A 25,423-nucleotide genomic window follows, 5' to 3' on the forward strand; every position below is an offset into this window, starting at 1 on the left:
TCTGAATCTTGAGATATTTCGCAAAAACACGTAACAATTTACTACAGCAATCAACTATCTGCATGGAGATTTCAATATGGATATCAAAGTCATACAACCTGATTCACCACCACCAACTCCGTATGCCCACTCCCTCTCCATGGTCATTAAGAGTTTTAAAGGCCGTCGTGACGTAGAAGTTCACTTATTCAGAGCAACTTGGGACGCCACATTGGAAGAAAGTATCGATTGGAATGGGCTCGTTACCAGTGACTGCTCTGACTGCGTCAAAAGCAGTAGAAAAGTCATCCTTGAGTCTTTCTCTTCCGAAGAACGGGACCGTATTATTAATTACCTGAAAGAACAGTATTCCACAAGGCTTACAGCCATTCGTTCCACCCCGCTCACCTTTCCAGTTCCGGCTGGATTGTCAGCCCTTTCACAACTGTCGCCCGACAAAAGCGTTGGATTCATCGAATTTGAAAAAATACCGAGCTATTCACTAAATCTGCCACTTAAAGGATTCTACGACCTAAGCGCACATCCTCCCCTTGTAGCCGAGTAACAGGGGAAAACTGATGTCCCCATACTTACCAATTGTTTGCTTTGTCGTGACCCTGACCTTTTTCTGCTCTGAATCACTATTAGCAAAAAGCAAGCAAGATCCCATCAATCCCAAAGAGGTCCTGGCTAAGGCGGACATAGAGAATGGCAAATCGATCTTTGAAAAAGGCGCTCCATTAGTTGGAGCCCACCTCCCATTCCAGGGAGGGCCTCACTGGCTGCGTAGTCAGGGAGGCAGCTGTTCAACCTGCCACGGCCCCAAGGGATTGGGGAATATTGAACCTGATTTTTGTTTTCTCACCACGCCCCCAATCTCATACAAATACTTGGCAGGAAGTGGATATCCATTCAATGCACGTCAAGACGGGAGTCACCCTGCTTACACAGAACTGACTCTAAAACGCCTACTGGAAACAGGATACAAACCTAACGGAATTGAAGTTGATTACTGCATGCCTCGTTGGCGATTATCCGATAAAATATTCAACGATTTGCTCGGCTATCTGATCTCTTTAGACGAAAGCCGCTAACAGTGATAATCAAAGCACCAACGCCCTTCTCTAGTTGGCTGCTCCATAGCCTCCCGCAACATGGCAAGAAACCGAAATCGCTGCATTTCCACTGCACCAAATCGCAAAAGGTGCTGCGTGGTCTGCTGACAATCAATTAAAGTAAATCCCCAAGCCCTTAACTGATTGACCAACACTGCAAAGGCCGCTTTAGAGGCGTCAGGGGCTTTGTAGAACATAGACTCTCCAAAAAAGGCCGATCCTAAGGACAAGCCATACAGACCACCCACCAATTCTCCATCCTGCCACGCCTCCACGCTATGTACGTAACCCAGTTCATGTAACAGCGAGTATGCTTCTACCATCTCGTCAACAATCCATGTACCTTCCTGTTCGGGCCTCGGCGAATGCGCACAACCACGGATCACTCCTTCAAAGTCCGTATCCATTGTAAACGTGTATTTGCCCTTATTCAAAACCCTGCGCAAACTGCGCGGGGTATGAAAATCTTGCGGGACAAGCACGAGTCGAGGATTGGTTGACCACCACAATATTGGAGAATCTTCTGAGTACCAAGGGAATATGCCGTTTGAATAAGCTGTTAGAAGACGTTGGGGCGACAGGTCTCCGCCAACAGCTAACAGTCCATCCGGATCCGCTTCTTCAGGATCAGGAAATATGGGTTCATCAAACAAGCGGTAAATTGTCATGCATGCTCTTTTGCGAAGCTCTAAACCCAACGGGTATTCACTCTGGGAATCGATCAAAAAAATGGGCGGATTGCACCGCCCATTAATTATTACTTTTGGCTACTGAATCTTTGTCACTGGATCAAAAGCAAAGGCAAACTCACCAGATTCACTAACAAGAGGCATCTTCTTGCGCTTCTTGATCTTGCCAGCCAAATCCACGGTAACCACTCCACCCTTCACCAGTTCTCCGAACAATAGTTCATCAGCAATGACATCCTTGATCTCGGTTTGGATGACACGGCCCATGGGACGAGCTCCCATAGTTTTGTCGTGACCAAGTTCGGCCAGCCTAGCACGCGCCTCTTCAGTGATCGCAACAACAACTCGACGATCTTGAAGCTGATCATTCAACTCCTTGATGAACTTATCCACAATCAGTTCCATTACAGGTTGTTCCAACGACTTGAAGGTCACAATAGAGTCCAAACGATTACGGAACTCAGGGCTAAAGAGCTTCTCCAAAGCCTTTATAGCCCCACCCTTGCGATCAGATTCTTCATTCCGAGAGAACCCAATAGCTCCCTTAGACATCTCACGAGCACCGGCATTGGATGTCATGAGCAGAATCACATGACGGAAATCGGCCTTACGCCCATTATTATCAGTGAGAGTCGCGTAATCCATGACCTGCAACAAAATGTTGAAAACATCAGGATGCGCCTTTTCAATCTCGTCAAACAATACTACACAATGCGGCTTCTTACGGACGCCTTCTGTGAGCAATCCGCCTTGATCAAAGCCAACATACCCAGGAGGAGCACCAATCAGACGCGCAACAGCATGCTTCTCCATATACTCACTCATATCGAAGCGAAGGAAACCAATTCCTAGCACATTGGCAAGTTGACGGGCCAATTCGGTCTTACCCACACCAGTAGGTCCGGTAAGCAAGAAAGAGCCGACAGGACGACCGACCTGACGCATACCTGCACGAGAGCGCTTAATAGACTTTGATAAAGCGACAACGGCTTCATCCTGACCAAAAACAACGCTCTTAAGGTCAGATTCAAGGTTCTGTAGCCGTGCCTTATCAGACACAGTCAACCTGCGAGCAGGGATACGAGCCATACGGGCTACAACCTTTTCAATATCCATCACCTTGATGCGGTCACCCTTTCGCTGACGAGGAGACAGCTTATACAAAGCACCAGCCTCATCCATAACATCGATGGCCTTGTCCGGCAGGAAACGATCGGTAATATGACGCTCGGACAATTCTGCCGCGGCCTTCAAGGCAAAGTGAGTGTAATTTACACCATGAAATTCCTCGTAATGAGGCTTGAGCCCCTTAAGAATAGCAATGGTCTCTTCCACTGTAGGCTCAGTAATATCGATCTTCTGAAAACGACGCGAAAGAGCACGATCCTTTTCAAAATGATTCTTGTACTCTTCAAATGTAGTGGAGCCCATGCAACGGATTTCGCCCGACTGCAAAAGAGGCTTCAGGATATTTGATGCATCCATGCTACCTCCGCTGACCGATCCGGCTCCGACAATGGTGTGAATTTCATCCACAAACAGGATTGCATCCTTATTTAGCTTTAGCTCAGCAAGCACTCCCTTGAGGCGAGCTTCAAAATCTCCACGATACTTGGTGCCAGCCAAAAGCGAGCCCATGTCCAAGGCGTAGATTTCCGCGTTCAGAAACTCCTTGGGGACACGGCCCTCGATGATCATAAGCGCCAACCCCTCAGCCATGGCAGTCTTACCCACTCCGGGATCGCCCACAAAAATTGGATTGTTCTTACGACGTCGAGACAAGACCTGAACAGTACGCTCAAGCTCATTGGTCCTGCCAATAAGCGGATCAATAAGCCCTTCTGCTGCACGGTCAGTAAGATTTACAGTAAACTCCTGAAGTGGAGTCTTCTTCTCGCCGGCGTCTCCATCCAATGGGCTTGCCTTATGTCCAGGCTCATGTTCACCAAGATCATTCCAATCCTCACCAGTGGACATACCGTGAGAAATAAATTCCAAAATATCCAAACGTGATACGTCATGGGTACGAAGGAAGTAGACAGCGTAAGAATCTTCCTCGTCGAACATGGCAGCTAGTACGTCACCGACTTCAACCACGCTCTTTCCAGAAGCCTTCTTCTGCCATACTGCACGCTGCAAAACACGACGGACACCGAGAGTTTGAATCACTTCAGTCTCTGTACCCTCTGGCAGGGCTTCCATGTTTTCCACGAAGAAACGGCCAAGCTGGTCGCGGAGCTTTTCCATTTCCGCACCACAAGCTTCCAGGATTTCCTCACCCTGTTCTTCAGTGGAGATGGCATACAGGAGGTGCTCAAGCGTCAAGAACTCGTGATTCCTTCGCTTCACCTCGTTGACGGCGGAGGTCAACGCACTTTCCAATTCCTTGCTGAGCATCGTCATATCTTATTCACCTTCCATGCTGCACTTCAGCGGAAAACCGGCACTCTTTGCCAAGCGATGGACCAAATCAACTTTAGTTTCAGCCACCTCAGCGGTGTACACGCCGCAGATACCATATCCTTTGTTATGGACTGACAACATGATCGCCGTAGCCTGGGCCTCGTTCTTACGAAAAACCCGCATTAGTACCTCGACCACAAAATCCATGGTCGTATAATCGTCATTGTGCAACAAAACCTTATACTTCCGAGGCTCACGAACATCTATTTCGTCCAAAAGCTCAGAATCATAATGGTCACCGGTAAAAGGGTCGCTCATGGGCGTTACTCTCCAACAATCCTCTAAATATTAATTCTTAGCCTCTAATATAAATTCCTTTTCTCGACCTGTCGAGGGAGGATATCAATCTTTCCTGAATTGCTCCTTAAATCTGCGTCTATCTTCCTCCGCGAACACAAAACTCTCATTCATTTCCATACCGTTGGCCGAACGATATTCAAGATTCAAGGCATGATATGTTGACTTGGAAGTTGGATGGTCACCAATATCGATTGCCTTTGCACAAGCATGAACAGTCTCCTCTGTCCCCTCTATCTCTACAAAATCACCGTAAGGAAGATGATCCAAACAGATCACACAGTCCATGAATCGCCACTTTTCACGCACTTTCTCGTAAGCAAATGCCACCCGAAAGCCAACGGCCTCCAAAGCTCGTTTTACCGTATCAAAATCTTCAACAACAGATTCTATCTCTTCAAACACTTTTAACGAAGACGGGACATCTGTCTCTGGCGGCTTCTTAACTGTTAACACAGCCTCCCCCTTCTTCTCCCTCAATCGAAGTAAAACTCCAGCTTCTTTCAAGGAGCGATCTGGGTAGTCAAACACAATATTGGACTCAAAATATCGCCCCGAAGACTCTCCGCCAGCGTTATGCAACCGTTCACTCAAGTCGTTGAGGTTCACTTCTAGATATTTCAATTCACATTCCAGAACCATTGGCATTCTCCCTTCGAGTTGATACGGTGTATCAAGGATACCAAAATGTTGACAAAAATTCTTTATCTTTCAGCAGGTGGAGCAGCCGGAACGCTCTCTCGATATTATCTTTCAGGCGTAGCGCAAAGACTGGCCGGGGGTAATTTCCCCTTGGGAACCTTTGTCGTAAATATGCTCGGCTGCCTCTTTTTCGGCGCAGTATGGGGGTACTTCGAAAACCGCCTTCTGCCCGGCAGCGAGATGCGCTTACTTGCCCTTACAGGATTCATGGGAGCATTTACCACCTTTTCTACATACATGTTCGAGACGGCCGAGTTGGTCAAGTTTGGTCAAATCACTATAGCCTTACTCAATGTGGTTGGCCAAAGCGTTGTGGGTCTCACGCTTGTTATAGTCGGGATAGCACTTGGTAGACTTCTCTAACTATTGGAGTTCACATGAAACTTCTTGAAAAGGCTGAACGCATTCGGGTTTATATTGGTGAAGACGACAAATTCAAAGGACGCCCTACTGCTGATGTAATTGTCGAAGAAGCGCGCAAACTTGGACTTGCCGGTGCAACTGTATTTCGTGGAATGATAGGCTTTGGAGCCAATAGTAGAATTCACACGAGTAAGATTCTACGCCTTTCGGAAGATTTACCTGTAGTAGTAGAAATCGTTGAACACCCTGACCGTCTTATTCCACTCCTTGAAATGCTCGATACGATGCTTAATGAAGGTATGGTCACACGCGAACCTGTTGATGTAATTTTGTATCGGCACAACAAGAACTGATCTCTGCATCCCCTTTACATTGCATAAAAAAAAGGCTCCATACTTGCACATGGGGCCCTTTTTAATTGTTTCTCTTTGCTGGTTAACCGCACATGCGAACCATTTCTCCAGCAATCCCTGTCAAAGTCATGACCTTATGGACGCCACCGTGCTTAATGGCTTCCTGAGGCATACCGAACACGACGCAAGACGCCTCATCCTGAGCGATGGTAAACGCTCCAACATCATATAGCTCTTTCATTCCCTTGGCACCGTCATCACCCATGCCAGTCATAATGGCGGCAACAACATTGGCACCACCATAGCGGGCACCAGAACGGAAGAGAACATCCACAGACGGACGGTGACGAGAAACCAACGGCCCCTGCTTGACCTCAACGTGATAGCGATTCCCCACACGTTTAAGAAGCATGTGCTTATCGCCAGGAGCAATCAACGCTTGGCCACGCATCATCTGATCACCATCGACCGCCTCTTTAACAGCAATCTTACAGATACCATTCAAACGATTTGCAAATGCAGCAGTAAAGTGCTCTGGCATGTGCTGTACTATGGCAACTGGTGGACAATTTGGAGGCAAAGCCTCAAGGAAAACTCGTAACGCCTCAGTACCACCGGTAGAAGCCCCGACAAGGCAGACTTTATCCGTAGGGCCTAACGGCTGTGGCTTACCCATGGGAATAACTACGTCTGCGCTAAGTTTTGGAGCAACTTTCAGAGGTTCCACTACTGTCCTTTTCTTGCCAGGCTTCACCATTGCAGCAGCCTTTACTCTGTCAACAAGACGGATGCTGGACTCTTCAAGAAATTTCTTAGTACCGACTTTGGGCTTAGTGATAATCTCCACTGCCCCGTATTCCAATGCCTTAATAGCGTTGTCAGTACCCTTATCCGCCACAGATGAACAAATAACGACTGGAATGGGATGCTGACTCATCAATTTCTTCAGAAAAGTCAGACCGTCCATACGAGGCATTTCAATGTCCAAAGTAATGACATCAGGAATCTCAGTTTTCAGCCGCTGAGCTGCAACATACGGATCCGCAGCAGTTGCCATAACTTCGATGCCAGGATCGGCATTGAGGATATCCTCAAGAGTCTGACGGACGACAGCGGAGTCATCCACAACGAGTACACGTATCTTCTTCATCCTTTTCGCCTCGCAAATGCAATACAAGTCGAACTACTTGGATTCCGCCACAACGCGACGTACCAAGCTGGGAACATCCAAAATCAATGCGATAGAGCCGTCCCCCTTGATGGTAGCTCCAGAAATCCCTTCCACGTCCTTATAAACACGACTTAGGCTCTTGATAACCGTCTGGTGCTCACCAATAACAGTGTCTACAACAATACCTACGCGACTGCCTTCCACTCCAGTGATAACAATCTGTTCGATGGGTGGGTTGTCTCCTTCGATACCAAACCAATCTCGGATATGGATATAAGGAACAATCTCGCCCCTAAGATGCAGAATACGCTGCCCTGTTTCGTTGTCTTCGACCTCTGCTCGAGAAAGCTCCACACATTCTTCAACCAAGGAAAGAGGAATAACATAATACTCATCCTCAACCCGCACTTGAAGACCGTCAATTATAGCCAGAGTTAAGGGCAAACGAATAGTGATGGTTGTTCCCTTTCCAGGAATACTGTCGATGTCAATGGTTCCACGCAGAGAGTCGATGGCGCGCTTAACCACATCCATGCCCACACCACGTCCGGACACATTAGTGACTTCCTTAGCTGTCGAAAAACCGGGCTCGAAAATAAGCTTGAGCAACTCTTTTTCCGTAAGCTCAGTGTCCTTCGTGATCAGCCCACGCTCTATGGCCTTCTCACGAATAGCCTCAGTCGACATTCCACGGCCATCATCAGTAATTCGAATGAGAACTTCACCACCAGAATGTTCGGCCGCTAAAAGAATCATGCCCTGCGGCGGCTTGCCGACAGCCTTACGTTCTTCTGGAGATTCAATCCCATGGTCCAAACTGTTTCTGAGGAGATGAACCAACGGGTCACCCAATCGTTCGATAACCGTCTTATCGAGTTCAGTATCTTCACCACTAGTAGAAAGTCCGATCTCCTTGCCCAATTCACTGGACAGATCTCGAATCAACCGCTTGAATTTGGAGAACGAAGTACCGATTGGCAGCATGCGGATTCCAAGAGTAGAATCGCGAAGTTCATCACTCAGACGCTCCAGTTCTTCAGCAAGAGCAGTCATCTGAGGATCATTTCGCTCACTGACAACCTGAGTAATCTGTGCTTGCACAATAACCAACTCACCAACCAGATCTACTAGGAAATCCAACTTATCAGCAGCCACACGGATACTCGACATGGCTTCCTGTCTTTTTTTGGAAGCTTCCTTTTCTTTAACTTCACTCTGCTTCTTAACAACTTTTTCCAGCTTATCAGGAGCGATCTTGCCTTCTTCGGCTAAAATCTGCCCAATGGGCTTTTGCTTCCTCAGAGCTTCCTGAATATCCTTTTCCGACACTTCTCCGGATTCTACCAGCATTTCACCAATTCTTGGCGCAGGGACGTCTTCCAAGCCTGCAGACGCAGAAAGCTCAGCTTTAGCGGCGGGCTTCTTTTCTTCAGCATCTTCAATAGCTGGCCCACCCTCAACAGAGCCCTCATCTTCGGCAAAGTCGAGAACCAACTCTTCTGATTTCTCGACCACCGGCTCTTCGACTTCTGGTTCGGACTTCTCGTCAACAAGCACAGGGACATCTTCAACAATAGGCTCTTCAGGAACTGTATCCGAAGGAATAGCAGTATCTTCGATCTCGACAGTAAGATCAGCATCAACGAAGAAGAACACATCGGCGACGTTGTCTTTAACAATATCAGTAACAAGAGAGAGCTCCCAACGGGCCGCCCCCTCACTACCAGGAATATCCCCCGGACGGGTTACAACTTTAAATTCGCCAAGCTTAACCAACTCGTCGAAAAGAGACTCCAACATGGGCTCATCAACTTCAGCCCCGTCTTTTGCAGTCAAAATGATTTGATAGTTATGGGCTTCTCCAGCTTCTTCCGGAGCGGAAGCCTCATCAATTATTTCTAAACCACTATCAGTCGGTTGATCATCTTCAGCCTCTCCCACTTCATCTTCACCTGAAACCAACACCTTCAGCCCATTAAGAATCTCAGCCATGGTAGAAGGATCAACAATCTCACCTTCATCAGAATTATCAAGCATCAGCTTGATATAATCTCGAGACTTTAGCGCAAGATTGCAGAGGGGTTGAGAGACGCCTAAGTCGCCGTTTCGAACCATATCGAATACATTCTCAACCTCATGAGTAAACTCGGCGATATCATCAAAGCCGAACATCGCGCCGGAGCCTTTAATTGTATGAAGAGCGCGGAAAATCTGATTGACCACATCCATATCATCCGGTGCTTCTTCCAACTCCAGAAGCGCGCTTTCCAATTCGCCAAGAAGGTCGTAGGCTTCTTCTTTGAATATTTGTCTATTGATATCGTCAGACATCCTATGTGCTCCTGAAAACGAGTATTCGATGCGTTATTGAGACAAGAACGAATCCAATTAGGCTACGTACCTGCATAACTATCTCAGAAAGGGGGCAAGTATCCCATTATAAATTACAATTTAGCTGTATTTATCAATTTTTCCCATGAAAAACGATTTCAGCCCGAGCGGTCGTGTCATCAAATGGTTTAACATGAATAGTAACACGCTCGCCTTTAAAACGCGCTGCGCCAAGCAGAATTCCTTCGAAATAATCGAATAATCCCCGCTGAGAGCGATAGTTCATAAAAAGGTCATCGCCTTTGTCTTCGTATGTGAAGCCCGGGGGTTTAATACCAGGTTGATCCTTGGTTAACTGAGCATGGATATCATTCATGCGCAGATAAAATTCCTTGAGAGATTCATTCTTGAAATAACTGGGGTACATCTCGTGGAAACGAACGACGGTAAAATTGCCCAAATCAAGAAAAAACTCACGTGTAGATACGCCGGTCTGTGCTGAAACCAATTCAGACATTTGCATCAGTACTTGGTCTGGATAACTGTCTGTAGGCAAGAATACTGGCATGCCCATGGCTTCATTCATTCCCTCAAAAACCTCATCTCCATAAGTTGAACGGACGAAATCTTGAGTCAACTTAGGTAAAATCCCCTTCATTTCACCTTCCGACTCGCGAAGCAGATTTTCTCCGCCTCCGTCACGGAAATTCTTTGAAACGTCGAGCAGTTCCTGAGCAAGACCAGCCAGATCACGAGTAGCATGGGCAGCCTGTCCTGCAGCCTCGTCGGCATCGCTAGCAATGAGAGCAATGTCTTCAATACTACTATTAATCTCTTCGGCAGCGGAAGATTGCTGTTCGGCTGCCGTAGCAATCTGTGAAACCCGACCAACCATATCATTAATCGATTCCATAATGGTCTGGAGCGCATTTCCCGCTTGATTGGAAAGGTCGGTACTGGAAGCAACTTGCTGCTCTGTTTGGTTCATGGCTTCCGTAGCGTGACGAGACCTTTGCTGGATGGTACCAATTGCCTCTTCCACCTCTTTAGTGGCTGCGACGGTTTTCTCAGCAAGTTTACGTACTTCATCTGCGACAACGGCAAAACCACGACCAGCATCTCCGGCCCTTGCAGCCTCGATAGCCGCATTCAATGCCAACAGATTTGTCTGGTCGGCAATGTCGTTGATAACACTGATAATGCGACCAATTTCTTCCGCCTGAACATTGAGTTGTGTGATCTCGGAGGCCAAGCCTTTAGCAGAATCCGCCACTTCATTAATGGCAGCCACTGCACTATTGACCATTCCAACGCCCTCATTGGCTGACTCATGAGCCTGACTGGCGGCATCACTGGTTGCATTTGCGTTGCGAGCAACCTCCAACACAGTTCCTGTCATTTGCTCCATGGCAGTAGCAACAGCGGTCGTTTGATTACGCTGCTTCTGCGCACCTTGCGCTTGGTCATCTGCAGAGGCTGACAGCAATTCCGTAGCTGAAGCTACATGTTCAGCCAAGCCACTAAGCTGTTCGCCAGCGCGAGCCATGCTTGCACGCTGCTCATCTATCTCTAGCTGTTGCGCCAAAGCCTCGGTCTGATCAGCAACTGAGCAAACGACACCTTTTACATCGCCATCCGCATCCTTGATAGGAACAGCAGCCAATCTTAGATTAAGAGTACGACCATCTTCAAAAGTATACTGAATTTCTTCTTCAGCAGATTTCCCAGAACGAAGCACCCTATCAGCAACGGAATCACCGTTGTGCCCAGAAATCGCGAGCGCCACAGAAGATCCTACCACTCGATTGGCAGGCTTATTCAAAAGAGTCAGAAAAGCTTGGGAGGCCCGCAAGATGTTACCGTTGCTCCCTAAGATCAAAACTGGAGCATTCAGTCCTTTAAGAGCTTCTTGATAAAAAAGACTGTCCTGCTGATAGCGAGCCATCCCCCCTGCCAACCGACAAAGAGATTGACTTAACTCACCTTTTCCAAGCTCACAAAGAGCGGTTTCAGGGTCGCAGTGCTCGCCCAAATCATCCATAGCTTTACGCAAACGGACTTCGGGAAGTGCAGCAATAAACGATGCACCAACTGCTGCCAATAGTGAGCACCCAGCGGCAACACCAAAAGCAATCCATCCTCCAAGATAGAATGCTCCGGCAAAGGCGCCACAGCAAAAAAGGCCCAAACCAATCATCCAACCGCGAAAACCGGCTCCCATTTCAGACTCTCCATTTGCAATGCGACCAGAGACTGATCGCTATCAAAACATTTGGATTACCATGAAATGAATACGCTTTTGCAGTGGGAATTGCAATTGAATGAAAAGATTTTACGAAAAAACCGAAGACTAATCAGCCACAAGATATTAATTGCCGATCTTCTTTTTCAACAAACGAATGGCACGACGCTGACGGTAGCGCCTGATAATGAACAGAGAAAGAAAATAAGTCAGACCCGTTGCTGGCACACCAAAAGCGAAACCACCAGCGAACATAACCCCAAAAACGTCCCACCCTGCCGAAATCATTTGCTCCATCTCAAGATTGTTGGGATCAAACGCCACATCAACCTGCGTCAGGGTGCTGCCAATTTCATAAAGAAAATAATAAAATGGCACCATTGTGGCAGCATTTGAATAACAAGTAGCCAACCATGCAGCGAGCTTGTTGACCCGGAAAACAATAGCTAAGGCAATGACCACAACAGATTGAAACGGGATGATGGGCATGGCACCGATGAACATTCCAAGTGCCATTGCCGCAGCCAAATTCTTGGGCGACGAATTCTGGCGCATCAGACGCAAGTACCAGTACTTGGTCCAACGCTTGCTGCCATTCCACCAGCCACTTTTCTCTTTTGTTTTCTTTTCCGGTGAGGTGTGTCGACGAAGGTCGGTAGTCACAGATTACTCCAGCACGTCAAATCGATGGAATTTCATTACAAAACCAGCTCTCCCCTGTGTAGCCGAACGCAGGTCTGTGGAAAATCCAAACAAACTAGCCAAGGGAGCAAGCCCCTGTACGACCTTCTGTCCACTACGGTCAATCATATTCTCAATCTTAGCCCCCTTGGAGCCGAGTAACCCAACAACGTCGCCAACGAATTCCTCAGGCACGCCGATCTCGACATACATTATGGGCTCCATAAGACGAGGAGTAGCATTACGCAATGCATCCTTGAGCGCCATGGCAGAGGCCATACGATACCCCACCGGACTTGACTCACCATCTTTGCGCTCCATACTGAGGACCCTTACATGAACATCCTGAACGGGATACCCACGCACCACGCCACTCTGCAACCCATCGGAAATACCATCTTCCACAGCTTCCACCCAGGTGCCTGGCCATGCTTCTAGATCAATCTCAAAAGAAATCTTACGCCCTGTATCACGATCAATAGGTTCCACAGATAAATGAACGCCACCATAGTGTTTTTCTTCACCTAACACGCGGTCGAACTCGCCTTGACCTGCGCCCTTCGCAGCAACGGTCTCCTGATACACAACCTGTGGCTTACCAGCACGAGGATCAAGTTTATACTCACGCTTCAAGCGCTCAAGAACGACATCCAGGTGAAGCTCCCCCATACCAGATAAGATAATCTGATCCGTGTCTTCGTCGCGCTTTAGCTCCAAAGTAGGATCTTCCATGAGATACTTCTCAAGAACTTCATCCAGCTTCTCGCCTTCTTCAGAATTACGAGGCTCGATGGCAAGAGATATAACCGGTTTGTAATCAGCAATCTGTTCCAAAAGTATTGGAGCTTCCTCATTGCATAAAGAATCACCTGTACGAGCGAACTTCATACCGGCCGCACCAACCATATCCCCTGCAAATGCCGTGTCTATTTTCTCACGTCTACCGGCATGTAGGCGGAAAAGGCGCGCCACACGTTCTTTCTTGCCTTGCGTAATATTGAAGACCGTATCGCCCGCAGACAATTTGCCTGAATAAATGCGCATCATCGCAAGCTTACGGCCCGACTCCATTGTCACCTTAAAAACCAATGCGGACAACGGCTCCTTATGAGACACATCAAATGAAATTTTGTTTTTGGATTCAGGATCAATACCCACTGCGGCCGGAACTTCCAATGGACTGGGAAGATAATCACACACCGCAGCCATGACAGGCTGCACTCCAACATTTTTAAGAGCCGACCCAACTAACACTGGTACAATACGCTGAGCCAACGTCCCCAGTCGTAAGGCTGCTCGAATTTTAGCAGCAGGAACTTCTTCACCTGACAAATAGAGGTCTATAATCTCTTCGTCTTCCTCGCCAGCAGCTTCCAGCATCTTTTCCCGCCATGGCTCCAAGACATCAATCTCGTCATCACTCAAATCTGAAGCGATACATTTTTCGCCATTGGTCGCAGGGTCGAATTCTAACCTCTTCATTTCAATCAAATCAAAGATGCCTTTAAATTCATCACCCTCCCCATCAGGATACTGAATCGGAATGGCATTAGCGCCGAGCTTAGATCGAATGGAGTTCACTACCGCTTCAAAATCCGCACCCAATCTGTCCATCTTGTTTACAAAAGCCAGCTTGGGAACATGGTAGGATTCAGACTGACGCCAAACGGTCTCAGACTGAGGTTCGACTCCGCTAACACCACAAAAAACACCTACGGCACCATCCAACACACGCAACGAACGCTCTACTTCAATAGTAAAATCAACATGCCCAGGTGTATCAATAATATTGATCATGCATGGATCCCACTGACATGAGGTCACAGCAGAAGTAATTGTGATACCTCGCTCTTGCTCCTCGGGCATATAGTCCATAGTGGCAGTTCCTTCATGAACTTCGCCGATACGATGTATCTTACCAGAATAGTAAAGAATTCTTTCGGTTAAAGTTGTCTTGCCAGCATCAATATGCGCAATAATTCCGATATTGCGAAGGTTCGAAAGAACCTTCGCCGAGGGGGCATTGGATTTGCTCACGTCAACCTCTGATAGTCCAAGCGGTGGAATGAAACTGGAAAAGTTCAGGGTGGAGATCAGGCCAGACCCAGCATCCTTCCTGTCCTGGTCCTAAAACAACCTTAGCCTTAGCCAAGGCAAGATCCATACGAATGGCAGGAAGATATGCAACGTCAATAATGGCTTCTAAAAAATCATCAAAGACATCGCCTTCATAAGAAAAATTGTCTGCTGGAAGTTCGGTTTCTGCACCAAAAACACTAAAAACAATATCAGGATGGGTGAATGCCAGCGCTTCGAGATCAAAAGTATGTGCATCGTCCATCCAAACAGCAGCAGCACGGGTAAATCTCGGACGCCAAAAAGCAATACGAGAAGCTGATTGCAATTCGCTTGTCTTGATAACTGCGGCCTTTGGTCCAAGTACGGTCACAGCACCAGTATGACCTGAATCTCTTAGTTCATTAAACAGACGCCTGGCCTGAGCTTCAGAAACATCTACTACAAACTCCTGCCCAGCTAACTCCAATCCAGTAAGCACAGCTTTACGCCATGGCCCACCAGCTACACGAGCTGCCAACACATTTTTTACTCCTCCAGCAAGAGCAGGAACTAAAGCGGACAACAGGCGAGCAGGAGAGAGAAGACTCCCATCAAATAGAACTACAGCGAAATCGACAGCATCAAAAGTGGTTTTGCTTTCAAAGCCAGATAGCCATTGCCGCGACACAGTCCCTGCGATGTCTTTACGCGGACCGTACCAGTCATATAGCCGAGCAATACTGGTCTTCATCAACGCACGGTTATGGTCGGCGATGTCGTCATAAGCCATCGCAAAAAGATCGTCATCAGGGACGAGTTCATTTATCCAATCGGGAAAAGAGAACCGTGAGTTTTTCATACATCTAAAAAAGGCGGCCCGAAGACCGCCTGTTGTTTATAACCATTCCTTGAGCCAAAGAAGCCAACTCTCCTGAATTCTCAGGCGCTCTTCTTCGGATAACGTCTTTTGGTACTCATAGTAGGAGTACTCAGCACGCTTACGCGCATAGTCACGCAAGTCTGGGACGTCTGAGAAATTCTCCACTACATACTGATATCGATGCCACGCTGGGCCATACTTTTCAGTACGCCAGAAGAAATCTGCCACATACACTTCGTGCTCAGCCAAAATTCGGCGACTTTTTACAATCAACTCTTTGGCGGGCTCAACCCACTTGGAATCCGGATACGTATCAACTAACCGGTAAAAGTACTCCAACCCTTCCTTAATGTTCTCCTGCCTGCGGTCGATGGATTTGAACAAATTGTAGTTAGAGTTACCGATTTGATAGATAACGTATGGGATCTCCTCGTTACTAGGGTGAAGCGCTTCAAACTCCTTGTAGGCATCAAGGGCCTGAAGATACTTTTCTCCAAGGAAATATGCATCTCCCAAAGCCAATTCTGCTTTCATCGCATATGGACTGAAGGGGAAACGATCTTTCAACTTGGAAAAGTAATCTTGGGCATCTTCATAATCTTTTTCACCCATCGCATCCATGCCTGCTTCGAACAATTCCTGCGCAGTATCCTCGGGAGGTGGCAGGAAATACTGGTCAAGCAAAGCACAACCGGACAAAGCCCAAAGAATGAGCATAGAGATTAAAGCGTACTTAAAACGCATGGAACCCTCTAGCTATCCAGTTGTTCGAGATAAGTGAATGCAGAGTTGGCAGCAGTGGCTCCATCACCTACGGCAGAAGCTACCTGTCGGCACATCTTGGAGCGAATGTCACCTGCGGCGAACACACCCGGAATATTGGTGACCATTTCTACATCAGTAATCACACCATTCCTGTTCTTTTCAACCGTATCGGGGACAAAGTCCATAATTGGCTCAAAACCAACGAAAATAAAGGTGCCGTCCACCTTGAGTTCTGATGTCTCACCGGTATCAACTTGACGTAAAGCCAAAGTCTCCACGTCTGTTTCACCCTGAATCTCGTCAACCACAGTATTGCGGATAACTTTGATCTTCTCGTGGGTAAAACACTTATCCTGATAGCAGGCAAGGCCGCGAAACTCGTCACGTCGATGAATCAAGTAAACTTTGTTCACCAGACGAGCCAAATACAGAGCTTCCTCAAGGGCAGAATTACCACCGCCAATGACGGCAACGTCTCTTTCACGAAAGAAGTTTCCGTCACACAAGGCACAATAGGACACGCCCCGCCCTAACAGACGTTCTTCACCCGGAATGCCTAGCTTGCGATAACGAGAGCCAGTTGCCAAAATGATAGCCTTGGCCTGAACATCCTCATCCCCAACTTTAATTGTGTGAATGGGATCCCCAAACTCAATGTCGCGAACCTCATCAGAGATGCGGTCCAGCGGATATTCCTCAAGGTGTGCCGTAAACTTGTCAGCAAGCTCCCAGCCCTGGAGGCCGGTCGGAAAACCAGGGTAGTTCTCAATTTCCGAGGTCATGAGAACCTGGCCACCGGGAGAAAGCTTCTCGATCATGGCGGTTTTTACACCGGCACGCAAAAGATAAAGGGCAGCCGTCATTCCTGCCGGGCCGCCCCCTATGACTACGGCGTCATAAGATTTCATTTATTACAGCGCCTTCTTGGTGATCATTTCCTTGATGCTGCTCTTGGAGACAGCGCCAGTGGACTGGTCCACAACCTCGCCGTCCTTGAACAAAATCAGGGTCGGGATAGCGCGGATGCCGTACTTACCGGGGGTAGCGGAGTTCTCATCAACATTCATCTTCACGATCTTGATCTGACCAGAATATTCCTCAGCCAGCTCGTCGATGACCGGTCCCATTGCACGGCAAGGACCGCACCACGGAGCCCAGAAATCGATGAGGACAGGGACATCACTCTGCAACACTTCCTGTTCGAAATTACCGTCCGTGATCTGATTAGCCATATGAATCTCCTTTTTTACGGCTCAGCCGCTGTATTCTCAGGGAATCCAAAGCTCTTGGTCTGCCAAGAGCATATGTTCCAACAATTTATACAAAATAGGTCTCGAGGTACACCCCTGTCAAGAACATGCGGTGTATAATCTACGCTTGAATGATATTTTTGCCAACAGTCCAATCCAAAGGCACAACTCTACCACGTGGAATAGCTTCCAAATCCAGTGAATGACTATACCCGGCCTTAGACAGAAGGTGTCCTGCATAGGCTATCATGGCACCATTGTCGGTACATAATGACAGGTTAGGCAAAGTCAACCGCAACCGTTTCTTATCCGCAACACCAGCCATGGTTTCTCGAATCATGGAGTTAGCAGCAACACCGCCGGCAACGATAAGACTCTTTACAGGTCCTGCAGTCTTGAGTGCGCGCTCAACCTTAATACGCAAAGTGTCTGCCACGCTCCAGTTAAAGGAGGCGCAAACGCGTGCCAGATTTTCTCGACGCTCCCCAGACAATGCAGAGACAGCTGCAAAATCTGCCATTTCCTCAAACACTAGTTCCTGATGCTTATTCACATAGTTGGCAACAGCAGTTTTAAGACCACTGAAGCTGAAATCAAGACTAGGGTTGTCGATGAATGCTCGAGGAAATAACTTTGTGTCAGGCTCGGCCTCACGTCCTAGCTCATCAATAAAGCGTCCACCTGGATAAGGGAAATTCAATACTTTAGCGACCTTATCAAAAGCCTCACCTGCGGCATCGTCCAAGGTCCTTCCAAGGAGATCAAACTCAAGAGGTGACTCAATACGATAAGTATGGGTGTGCCCACCAGAAACCAATAAACCAACTGCGGGAAATACCAACTCTTCAACCAACCCTGGGGCTAATAAATGAGCCCAAAGATGGTTAACCCCCACAAGTGAAGCCCCGGTAGATAAGCTCAAACTTTTAGCGAAGCTTACGCCTACCAACAAACTACCTAACAATCCCGGCCCTCGGGCCACTGCAATATTGTCGATATCTTCGGGAGCCACTCCATGTTCACCAAGGAGCTCTTTGAACAAACGGGGCAATACACGCAAGTGTTCACGGGATGCAATTTCCGGCACCACGCCCCCAAAAAGCGCATGAACATCTATCTGCGTAGCCAGTTTCTCACCCAGCAATTTTCCATCGCGGACCAAAGCCACGGCGGTTTCGTCGCAGGAAGTTTCGATTCCCAGAGTCAGCATTATTTGTTCTTCTTAATCTTGCGCTCGGCTTCGTAGATTTCCTTAACCATCTGCACATCGTTATACGAACCGCAGAAGAAAGGTGCACGCTGATGCAGATGTTCAGGCTCGATATCAAGAATCCTGTTGATTCCGTCAGTAGCCATCCCCCCTGCCTGCTCAACGATGAAGGCCATGGGGTTGCACTCACACGTAAGACGAAGCTTTCCAGAAGGCTTCTTAGGATCTCGCAAATCTGCTGGATACATGAAGATTCCGCCGTAAAGCAAATTACGATGAAAATCGGCAACTAAGGAACCAATGTAACGTGCGCTAAATGGTTTGCGCAGCGCATTCTTGGGAGATTTGAAATAGGCCAGCGCCTTTTTGGTGTCACGATCCCAGTATCTCTCATAGCCCTCGTTAACAGAATAAATCTTACCCTGCTCCGGAATTCTGATATTGGGGTGAGACAAAATGAACTCCCCAACACTGGGGTCGAGGGTAAAACCATGCACTCCATCACCCGAAGTAAAGATAAGCATCGTCGAAGAACCATAAAGAATATAGCCAGCGGCGACCTGCTCAGAACCCTTCTGGAGCACATCGCTCGCCATAAGAGATCCATCTGAAGGCGACTTGCGCTTGTAGATAGAAAAGATGGTTCCAATGTTAACGTTTACATCGATGTTGGAGGAGCCATCGAGAGGATCGAAAATAATAATATAATCACCACGAGGCAACGTTTCAGGGACCTCAATGATGTCGGCATTTTCTTCAGAAGCCATGGCACAGAGCACACCAGAACGAGCAAGGCGATGAATAAGAATACGATTGGCGTATTCATCCAACTTTTTCACCTCTTCGCCTTGAACATTGACGTCACCCGTGAAACCGAGAACGTCTACCAGACCGGCTTTGTTTACTGCGCGAGAAATAATTTTGGCCGATAATACCAACTCGTTGAACAAGCGAGTAAACTGACCAGTGGCTCCCGGCACCATTTTCTGGTGCAGGAGAATGTGTTCGGTAACCGTAACCTGCTGGGGCATCGTCACTTCCTTTGAACGGATAAGCATATATCAAAAAGAACTAGAAAGGCCACCAAATGGAATCGGCGTCAGCTTTGGGATCGACGCTCTCCGTGGCATATACGTAAGGATCTTTACCCACGTAACGAACAAGCCAAGTATAGAACTTGTCCCCTACCTTTACCTGGCCTTGCACATTATCGGCAAGAATTTCATCCCAAGGCACGGCTAGCAAGCCTTCTTTGTCAACATCTGCACCACGCGACCACACTCCACCACCTGGATGAATGATTACAAGTTCCTTAGGATCAGGACACAGGGTCAATAATGTACGCGGATCAAAACCGACGCCTATAAGGCCTCGAAAATCTGTATCTTTAAAGTAGGGACGACCAATATACAATTCCGGCCCTAGGTCGTTATAATCAACGACCGTAAGCAGATGAATATCACGCCATACACCTTCGAAAACCAATGGCTTGGTAATTCGTTTCACAGGGATGGCAGGCTGCATGAACATGATAATACCGTTCTCATCCGTAACGATTACACGGTTCACCCAAGGAAACCGGGCTCGTAACAAATCAAGCCAGTCAACCCCGGGCAAAGTATCAGTATCGTCAACGTAGCGAGCAAGGGAAGTAAGAGGACCATCAACAGGAGTAAAAAGAGATGCCAGCTTTTCCTGATTAGGATTGTCGAACTGATAACGGTTAGTGTCGATGGTCGGCGGGGGATCAATGTATTCTTTGGTGGAATCCCACGTTTCACCCATGTAGTCTGAAGTGCTTTGCCATGCACTGCACCCTGCAAAAAGGAACAGAGAGGTCAGCACCAACATATGTATGTATTTCATAAAATTATCTTTCATAATAAAAAAACAACGGGCATCCGTCCAAACGATGCCCGTCGTCATTTGGTGGCTTGCTTAATTTCGAACCCGAGCTTCAAAGCGGGCAGCTAAAGTCTCCAACGTACTAATCAGACGATTCTTGGCATGTACGCTGAAAGCATCTTCACGCTCGACAGACTCATAGGAATCGCTTTCGCGCCCTTCAAGCTCCGCGATACGCTTGGTTAACTCATCACGACGTTCGTCGGAAACCGATGAATGCAACAATTCCCGATAAATTTCTAGTGCTCCCTGAACATCTCCCTGAGATGCGAGCAGGTCAGCCATTGTTTTAGTACGAAACGACCCCATACCGGGACGGGCATATTCAGCCTCACCCTTTTCAAAATCATCTTCTGGAACAACATCCATGCATTGTAAATAAGAGGGCGGCGGAGTATCCGTTGGGGGTGGGAGCGGTGCTCCTACCAAACGATCAGCCAGCGTGGATATACCTTCGAAAACCACATCGGTCCACTTGATAGTATCCCCTTTCAAATTGGAAGAAACAAGCATCAAGAATACTGCAAGGTCACGCTTATCTTCGGGCAAACTACGCGCCCATCCACGCCAAAATGCAGGATAGTCCTTAAGCGGATTGATTACACGAGCGAGTTGATCATGCACTTCTTCTTCGCGGCCCAATTCTGTCAGAAGTTCCACCAACAACATTCGCGCTTCAAGGTAATCAGGATGTCGATCCAATCCCTTTTGGAGGGTAATGACGGCATCTTCAGGCAAACCATTTTCCACGAAAAGTTTGGCAAGGGGGAAGAATACTCTGGAACCAGGCTCCAAAGAGAGAACTTCTTGATACCACTCAATTTTCTTGGTCATCGCTTCCTTCTCCGCTGGTGTTGGCGGTCTCGTCGGGGAATATATATAAGATCTCGTCTTTCTTAACGAAATTCATTCGTTCTCGAATGACTTTTTCCTGGTAACCTTTATCTGATTTAAGACGACGGATTTCCTGACTTAAATCCAGGCTTTTCCCGTCGACATCGTCTATCCGTGCCTGAAGAATCTCATAACGGTTCTTGAGTTCCAAATACGCGAAAACGCCCTGATCACTCCAAACCAATCTGAATAGAAGAAACAGATTAATAAGGAGAAGCAGAGCGATAATGGCGATACGTCCATGCATAGCTACTGGAGCCTGCGTCCTTTATTTTCGTCGGCTTCAGCCATAGCCAACGGCGCCTGCAATTCCTTGAGGAAATTGGCTGTAGCCGACTCGATCCGCTGAACATCAGACTCGCTCAAATCAACACGATCAATCTTCTCAAGAAAAGACTTGAGCACAGCGAACTCATCGAGCAAGGAATTTCCGTGCTCGAGTTTCTCCAACTGTGGTTCGAGTTCCAAAATGGTCTGAAGACAGTTGGTTATGCGGACTAGGTAGCTCACAGAACTGGAGTCAGTCATGTTGGACACCGTTTTGCTATTCAATTCACTCTCGTCGACAATTTGCATCTTTTTATACAATTACAAACATAGTTAACATGGATAAGCCCCTCTGTCATCTATGAATATAGTTAGTAATACCGTACAGGTACGGCAATTATGAACACCTGGGGAAGAAAAAGTCTAAAGAAATTCATGAACGAAACTGGATGGATGCAAATAATCACAAAAACTATCCACACCACTCATCCACAGCTTCTATCGTGAACTCAAAAGGAAGTCGCCCACAAGGATTAACCTTGCGGGCGACTGTCTGAGCATTCAATTTTCCGATCAGTCTGCGTTGGCTATCCACTTCTTGTAGAAATCGAAGAGATAATTACCTCCTGAAATCACAGTCAGTACTAGAGCCAACCACAGTAAACCTTGCCCTAAGGGGCGCGGGTCCCAACCAAACAACGGATAGTGGAAGATAAGAAATCCACCTGCCAAGCTTTGAGCAAGAGTTTTGGCCTTGCCGAGTTTGTCAGCTGCCACAACCTGTCCCATTTCGGCAGCTACGGCTCGCATGCCTGTAACCGCCAATTCTCGACAAATGATAATGATAACAATCCAAGCCGGCACTTTCCAATCTGGTCCCATTCGGACGAGCATAATCAATACGGACCCAATAAGCAGTTTATCAGCCAACGGATCCAAGAACTTGCCCAAATTAGTAATGAGATTCTGCTGTCGTGCAATTCGACCGTCAAAGAAGTCGGTCACACAGGCCACGAAATACACGCCAAAAGCACAGTAGGATCCATATTTAAACTGAAACCACATCTCAAGGTACAGCAGAAAAATGACGATCGGAGTGGCCAAAATCCGCATCATCGTCAAGCAATTAGGCAAATTGAATATTTCTCGTCTCATTTCGTAACCTAGTCGTGAGTTGTGGAAGCCGCTTCAAGACTTTTATCAACTGCTTCTGCAATCTTATCAGCGAGATCAGTGAAAGCCTTCTTGGCAAAGGAATCTTCCTCAAGCAATACCACAGGTGTGCCCAAGTCGCCAGCCACGACAGTGGCCGGATCCAAGGGGATAGCACCTAAAAATTCAAGGCCGTATTTCTCAGCCAATTCCTCACCGCCACCTTTTTTGAACAGATCAATAGCCCCATGACAGTGAGGACAAACAAGTCCACTCATGTTTTCTACGACACCAATAACATTCGCCTTGGCATACTGAAGAAAGTTAATGGATTTGCGCACATCAGACAATGACACTTCCTGGGGGGTGGTAACAACCACAGCCAATGCGTCGGGGATGGTTTTTAATACAGTCATGGGCTCATCACCAGTACCTGGGGGCGAGTCAACAACCAAGAAGTCCAACTCCCCCCACTGCACGTCGGAAATAAACTGACGAATAGCCGAGGTCTTCATGGGACCACGCCATAATACTGCCTGATCAGGATCCTTAAGCAATGACTCCATGGAAACAACGTGCAGATTCTCATTGTACTCCTTGGGAATAACTAAAGAGCCTCGATCCATATCCATGGTTCCTGAAATGCCAAGCAAGGTCGGTACGCTTGGGCCATGAATATCTACATCAAGAATGCCTACTTTGAATCCCTTGGCAGCCAATGCTGCGGCGACATTGACGGAGACAGAACTCTTACCCACACCGCCCTTGCCGCTCATGACGAACAGCTTGTATTTAATCTTCTCCAGGGTTGAACGAATCATCTCATCCTGGATTTGCATTTTTGCACTCTTGCCGCCGTCTTTGCGGCTGCCCCCACAGGAGCCTGAACTGCAATTACTCATTTCTTCTACTCGCTTTATCTTAGTCCATATTGGACGGTACGCATCTTATGACTTGCTACGGGAAATCTTATCCAACAGCAGTACAACGACCACCCCGGCCACAGCCAAGGCTATCGCAAAAAATAAGTCCCCATCCACAGTTGGCAAGATATTTTGTTCTCTAAGAACATGCACCTTACCCCGAATGGAAATCGACTCTAGCACTTCCTTCCAAGGCCAGACCTTTCGCAAAGCTCCCAGCATGAAACCGGTCAAGACTGCAATTGTTGGCGCTTGCCACCGATGTAGCAAGTAGTGCAACACCCTCGAAAAAAAGACAATTCCAGCACATGCGCCAGCTGCAAACACACCGATAACCAAGAGATTATCCGCAGCAAAGGGATTCTTAAGAGTACCAGTGATATACTCGTACTTGCCAAGCATAAGGAGCAAGAACGCCCCACTGATTCCAGGCAAAATCATAGCGCATATAGCAATAGCACCACACAGAAAAATAAACGGGAGAGTCTCAGGAGTGGTCACAGGTATCATACCAATCAGCATGAAACTCCCCACAGCACCAAGCATAACAAATCCCGCATTCGCAGCATTCATTGGCTTGATCTCTCGCCCTACTACATAGATCGACGCCGCAATAAGACCAAAGAAAACAGACCAAATCTCAATAGGATGTACATTAAGCATATAATGCATCACCCGAGCCATTGAAACCACAGCTGCAAGAATGCCAAACAATAAGCAGGCAATAAAGCGAATGTGCACGCCAGCGACAGCGCCAGCAATGTCCAAAGAAAATAACTTACGCGCAAAAGACACATCAAAGGAACGAATAGCATCAACTAGCTGAGTATAAATTCCCGTTATAAAGGCAATGGTACCACCAGAAACGCCTGGGATAATATCAGCCCCGCCCATGCAAAACCCCTTAGCCCACAAGAGCAGTCCACTCTTGGCAGAATCAGGCCCGGGGCTGGCCATGAAAGCTTCTTTGATAGTCATTTTACCTGCCATGAAAGAATATATTACCAGCCGTGACTACCGACCAAATCTACAAAGGCGACACCACCTTTATTGGTCATCTTCACTTCACCATTGATTTTCTCAACAAGAATGAGTTCCTGAGTCCGCTTTGTTCCACCTACGGGAATTACCATTCGTCCATTGTCAGCCAGTTGTCCCACCAAAGGCTCAGGAACCTCTGGCCCACCAGCGGTGACGATAATTCGATCAAATGGAGCTTCTTCCGGCCATCCCATAGTTCCATCGTCCAACTTGAGCTTCACCGAAAACATGCGCATATCCATAAAACGCTTTCTAGCGGAGAAGAATAGCTTCTTAATACGTTCGACAGTAAAGACCTCAGCTCCCATTTGAGCCAATACAGCGGCCTGATAGCCGGAGCCTGTACCAATCTCTAGGATTTTCATTTCAGGCTTCACTTCAAGCAACTCAGACATCAAGGCAACAATGTACGGCTGAGAAATAGTCTGCCCTTCGCCAATAGGAAGCGGACAATCCGAATAAGCTTTATACGCCAGAGCTTCTTCAACGAACAAATGCCGAGGCAGGGTCCTTATGGCGTCCAGCACCGCTTTATCGCGAATACCTCGCGCCTCTATCTGCTCACGCACCATGCGTTCTCGGGATCTCACAGGATCGACCATGAATTCTCCTTGGGCAGCCTAATCAGGCCGGGGATTTTTTCCTGCGCATGCAGACCATTTTATACGGTCAAAGTCAACCAAACGGCTAAG

Annotated in this window: 27 protein-coding genes; 4 read left to right on the forward strand and 23 right to left on the reverse strand. The window is 47.5% G+C overall.

Features of this window, described 5'->3' with window-relative positions; all coding sequences use genetic code 11:
• The first annotated feature begins 76 nt into the window (after nt 1-76).
• A complete protein-coding gene (locus HFN16_RS16370; protein WP_168891774.1) occupies nt 77-544 on the forward strand; it encodes a hypothetical protein in 468 nt (155 codons plus the stop codon).
• A gap of 13 nt (nt 545-557) precedes the next feature.
• A complete protein-coding gene (locus HFN16_RS16375; RefSeq protein ID WP_168891775.1) occupies nt 558-1,073 on the forward strand; it encodes a hypothetical protein in 516 nt (171 codons plus the stop codon).
• Here HFN16_RS16375 and aat read toward each other — a convergent pair.
• The 4 genes from aat to HFN16_RS16395 all read right to left on the reverse strand — a co-directional run bounded on the left by aat (nt 1,070) and on the right by HFN16_RS16395 (nt 5,185).
• Nucleotides 1,070-1,762 carry a leucyl/phenylalanyl-tRNA--protein transferase gene (aat, locus tag HFN16_RS16380; protein WP_168891776.1) on the reverse strand — a complete coding sequence of 231 codons (693 nt, stop codon included), beginning with the start codon at nt 1,760-1,762 and terminating at the stop codon, nt 1,070-1,072. The two genes, HFN16_RS16375 and aat, sit on opposite strands and share 4 nt — an antisense overlap.
• Before the next feature lie 99 nt (nt 1,763-1,861).
• Nucleotides 1,862-4,180: an ATP-dependent Clp protease ATP-binding subunit ClpA gene (gene clpA, locus HFN16_RS16385; RefSeq protein WP_168892402.1), complete on the reverse strand. Its 2,319-nt coding sequence runs from the start codon at nt 4,178-4,180 to the stop codon at nt 1,862-1,864.
• Between the two features lie 9 nt (nt 4,181-4,189).
• Nucleotides 4,190-4,504: an ATP-dependent Clp protease adapter ClpS gene (gene clpS / locus HFN16_RS16390; protein ID WP_168891777.1), complete on the reverse strand. Its 315-nt coding sequence runs from the start codon at nt 4,502-4,504 to the stop codon at nt 4,190-4,192.
• 84 nt (nt 4,505-4,588) lie between these two features.
• Entirely contained in the window at nt 4,589-5,185 is a 597-nt protein-coding gene (locus tag HFN16_RS16395; RefSeq protein ID WP_168891778.1) for a class IV adenylate cyclase, read from the reverse strand.
• Nucleotides 5,186-5,233: 48 nt separating this feature from the next.
• Between HFN16_RS16395 and crcB the strand changes: the two genes are divergently transcribed.
• Together crcB and HFN16_RS16405 are read left to right on the forward strand one after the other, a co-directional pair.
• Nucleotides 5,234-5,608, forward strand: coding sequence for a fluoride efflux transporter CrcB (gene crcB / locus HFN16_RS16400; RefSeq protein ID WP_168892403.1), 375 nt, complete (start codon nt 5,234-5,236; stop codon nt 5,606-5,608).
• 14 nt (nt 5,609-5,622) lie between these two features.
• The gene (locus HFN16_RS16405; protein WP_168891779.1) at nt 5,623-5,961 is read left to right on the forward strand and encodes a DUF190 domain-containing protein; all 339 of its coding nucleotides are present in this window, start codon (nt 5,623-5,625) and stop codon (nt 5,959-5,961) included.
• A gap of 82 nt (nt 5,962-6,043) precedes the next feature.
• Here the strand turns inward: HFN16_RS16405 and HFN16_RS16410 are convergent, their stop codons facing one another.
• The 19 genes from HFN16_RS16410 to HFN16_RS16500 all read right to left on the reverse strand — a co-directional run bounded on the left by HFN16_RS16410 (nt 6,044) and on the right by HFN16_RS16500 (nt 25,333).
• Nucleotides 6,044-7,111 carry a chemotaxis response regulator protein-glutamate methylesterase gene (locus HFN16_RS16410; protein ID WP_168891780.1) on the reverse strand — a complete coding sequence of 356 codons (1,068 nt, stop codon included), beginning with the start codon at nt 7,109-7,111 and terminating at the stop codon, nt 6,044-6,046.
• A gap of 33 nt (nt 7,112-7,144) precedes the next feature.
• Complete coding sequence (locus tag HFN16_RS16415) at nt 7,145-9,463, reverse strand: chemotaxis protein CheA (protein ID WP_168891781.1); 2,319 nt, start codon at nt 9,461-9,463, stop codon at nt 7,145-7,147.
• 133 nt (nt 9,464-9,596) lie between these two features.
• Complete coding sequence (locus HFN16_RS16420; protein ID WP_168891782.1) at nt 9,597-11,684, reverse strand: methyl-accepting chemotaxis protein; 2,088 nt, start codon at nt 11,682-11,684, stop codon at nt 9,597-9,599.
• 147 nt (nt 11,685-11,831) lie between these two features.
• Nucleotides 11,832-12,368, reverse strand: coding sequence for a DUF2062 domain-containing protein (locus tag HFN16_RS16425; RefSeq protein WP_168891783.1), 537 nt, complete (start codon nt 12,366-12,368; stop codon nt 11,832-11,834).
• Between the two features lie 3 nt (nt 12,369-12,371).
• Nucleotides 12,372-14,423 carry an elongation factor G gene (gene fusA, locus HFN16_RS16430; protein WP_168891784.1) on the reverse strand — a complete coding sequence of 684 codons (2,052 nt, stop codon included), beginning with the start codon at nt 14,421-14,423 and terminating at the stop codon, nt 12,372-12,374.
• A gap of 1 nt (nt 14,424) precedes the next feature.
• Complete coding sequence (locus HFN16_RS16435) at nt 14,425-15,303, reverse strand: hypothetical protein (RefSeq protein WP_168891785.1); 879 nt, start codon at nt 15,301-15,303, stop codon at nt 14,425-14,427.
• Between the two features lie 36 nt (nt 15,304-15,339).
• Complete coding sequence (locus tag HFN16_RS16440) at nt 15,340-16,068, reverse strand: outer membrane protein assembly factor BamD (RefSeq protein ID WP_168891786.1); 729 nt, start codon at nt 16,066-16,068, stop codon at nt 15,340-15,342.
• A gap of 8 nt (nt 16,069-16,076) precedes the next feature.
• Nucleotides 16,077-16,997 carry a thioredoxin-disulfide reductase gene (trxB, locus tag HFN16_RS16445; protein ID WP_168891787.1) on the reverse strand — a complete coding sequence of 307 codons (921 nt, stop codon included), beginning with the start codon at nt 16,995-16,997 and terminating at the stop codon, nt 16,077-16,079.
• Nucleotides 16,998-17,000: 3 nt separating this feature from the next.
• Nucleotides 17,001-17,321, reverse strand: coding sequence for a thioredoxin (trxA, locus tag HFN16_RS16450; RefSeq protein WP_168891788.1), 321 nt, complete (start codon nt 17,319-17,321; stop codon nt 17,001-17,003).
• Between the two features lie 139 nt (nt 17,322-17,460).
• A complete protein-coding gene (tsaD, locus tag HFN16_RS16455; RefSeq protein ID WP_168891789.1) occupies nt 17,461-18,549 on the reverse strand; it encodes a tRNA (adenosine(37)-N6)-threonylcarbamoyltransferase complex transferase subunit TsaD in 1,089 nt (362 codons plus the stop codon).
• The gene (gene fbp / locus HFN16_RS16460; protein WP_168891790.1) at nt 18,549-19,580 is read right to left on the reverse strand and encodes a class 1 fructose-bisphosphatase; all 1,032 of its coding nucleotides are present in this window, start codon (nt 19,578-19,580) and stop codon (nt 18,549-18,551) included. The genes tsaD and fbp overlap by 1 nt, the downstream gene beginning before the upstream one ends.
• A 40-nt stretch (nt 19,581-19,620) precedes the next feature.
• Nucleotides 19,621-20,475 (reverse strand): hypothetical protein, encoded by an 855-nt coding sequence (locus HFN16_RS16465; protein WP_247648367.1) that lies wholly within the window; start codon nt 20,473-20,475, stop codon nt 19,621-19,623.
• Between the two features lie 12 nt (nt 20,476-20,487).
• Nucleotides 20,488-21,288: a tetratricopeptide repeat protein gene (locus HFN16_RS16470; RefSeq protein ID WP_168891791.1), complete on the reverse strand. Its 801-nt coding sequence runs from the start codon at nt 21,286-21,288 to the stop codon at nt 20,488-20,490.
• Nucleotides 21,272-21,595, reverse strand: a complete 324-nt coding sequence (locus tag HFN16_RS16475) for a septum formation initiator family protein (protein WP_168891792.1) — start codon at nt 21,593-21,595, stop codon at nt 21,272-21,274. Before HFN16_RS16475 ends, HFN16_RS16470 begins: the two co-directional genes overlap by 17 nt.
• A gap of 2 nt (nt 21,596-21,597) precedes the next feature.
• Complete coding sequence (locus tag HFN16_RS16480) at nt 21,598-21,876, reverse strand: hypothetical protein (RefSeq protein ID WP_168892405.1); 279 nt, start codon at nt 21,874-21,876, stop codon at nt 21,598-21,600.
• 312 nt (nt 21,877-22,188) lie between these two features.
• Nucleotides 22,189-22,770 (reverse strand): CDP-diacylglycerol--glycerol-3-phosphate 3-phosphatidyltransferase, encoded by a 582-nt coding sequence (pgsA, locus tag HFN16_RS16485; RefSeq protein WP_210772211.1) that lies wholly within the window; start codon nt 22,768-22,770, stop codon nt 22,189-22,191.
• 8 nt (nt 22,771-22,778) lie between these two features.
• Nucleotides 22,779-23,669: an Mrp/NBP35 family ATP-binding protein gene (locus HFN16_RS16490; protein WP_168891793.1), complete on the reverse strand. Its 891-nt coding sequence runs from the start codon at nt 23,667-23,669 to the stop codon at nt 22,779-22,781.
• Nucleotides 23,670-23,714: 45 nt separating this feature from the next.
• Nucleotides 23,715-24,668 (reverse strand): DUF368 domain-containing protein, encoded by a 954-nt coding sequence (locus HFN16_RS16495; RefSeq protein ID WP_168891794.1) that lies wholly within the window; start codon nt 24,666-24,668, stop codon nt 23,715-23,717.
• 23 nt (nt 24,669-24,691) lie between these two features.
• On the reverse strand, nt 24,692-25,333 hold the full coding sequence (locus HFN16_RS16500; protein ID WP_168891795.1) for a protein-L-isoaspartate(D-aspartate) O-methyltransferase: 642 nt from the start codon (nt 25,331-25,333) through the stop codon (nt 24,692-24,694).
• Nucleotides 25,334-25,423 lie beyond the last annotated feature (90 nt).

It is taken from the genome of Pseudodesulfovibrio sp. zrk46 (genome assembly GCF_012516435.1).
Taxonomy (GTDB): domain Bacteria; phylum Desulfobacterota; class Desulfovibrionia; order Desulfovibrionales; family Desulfovibrionaceae; genus Pseudodesulfovibrio.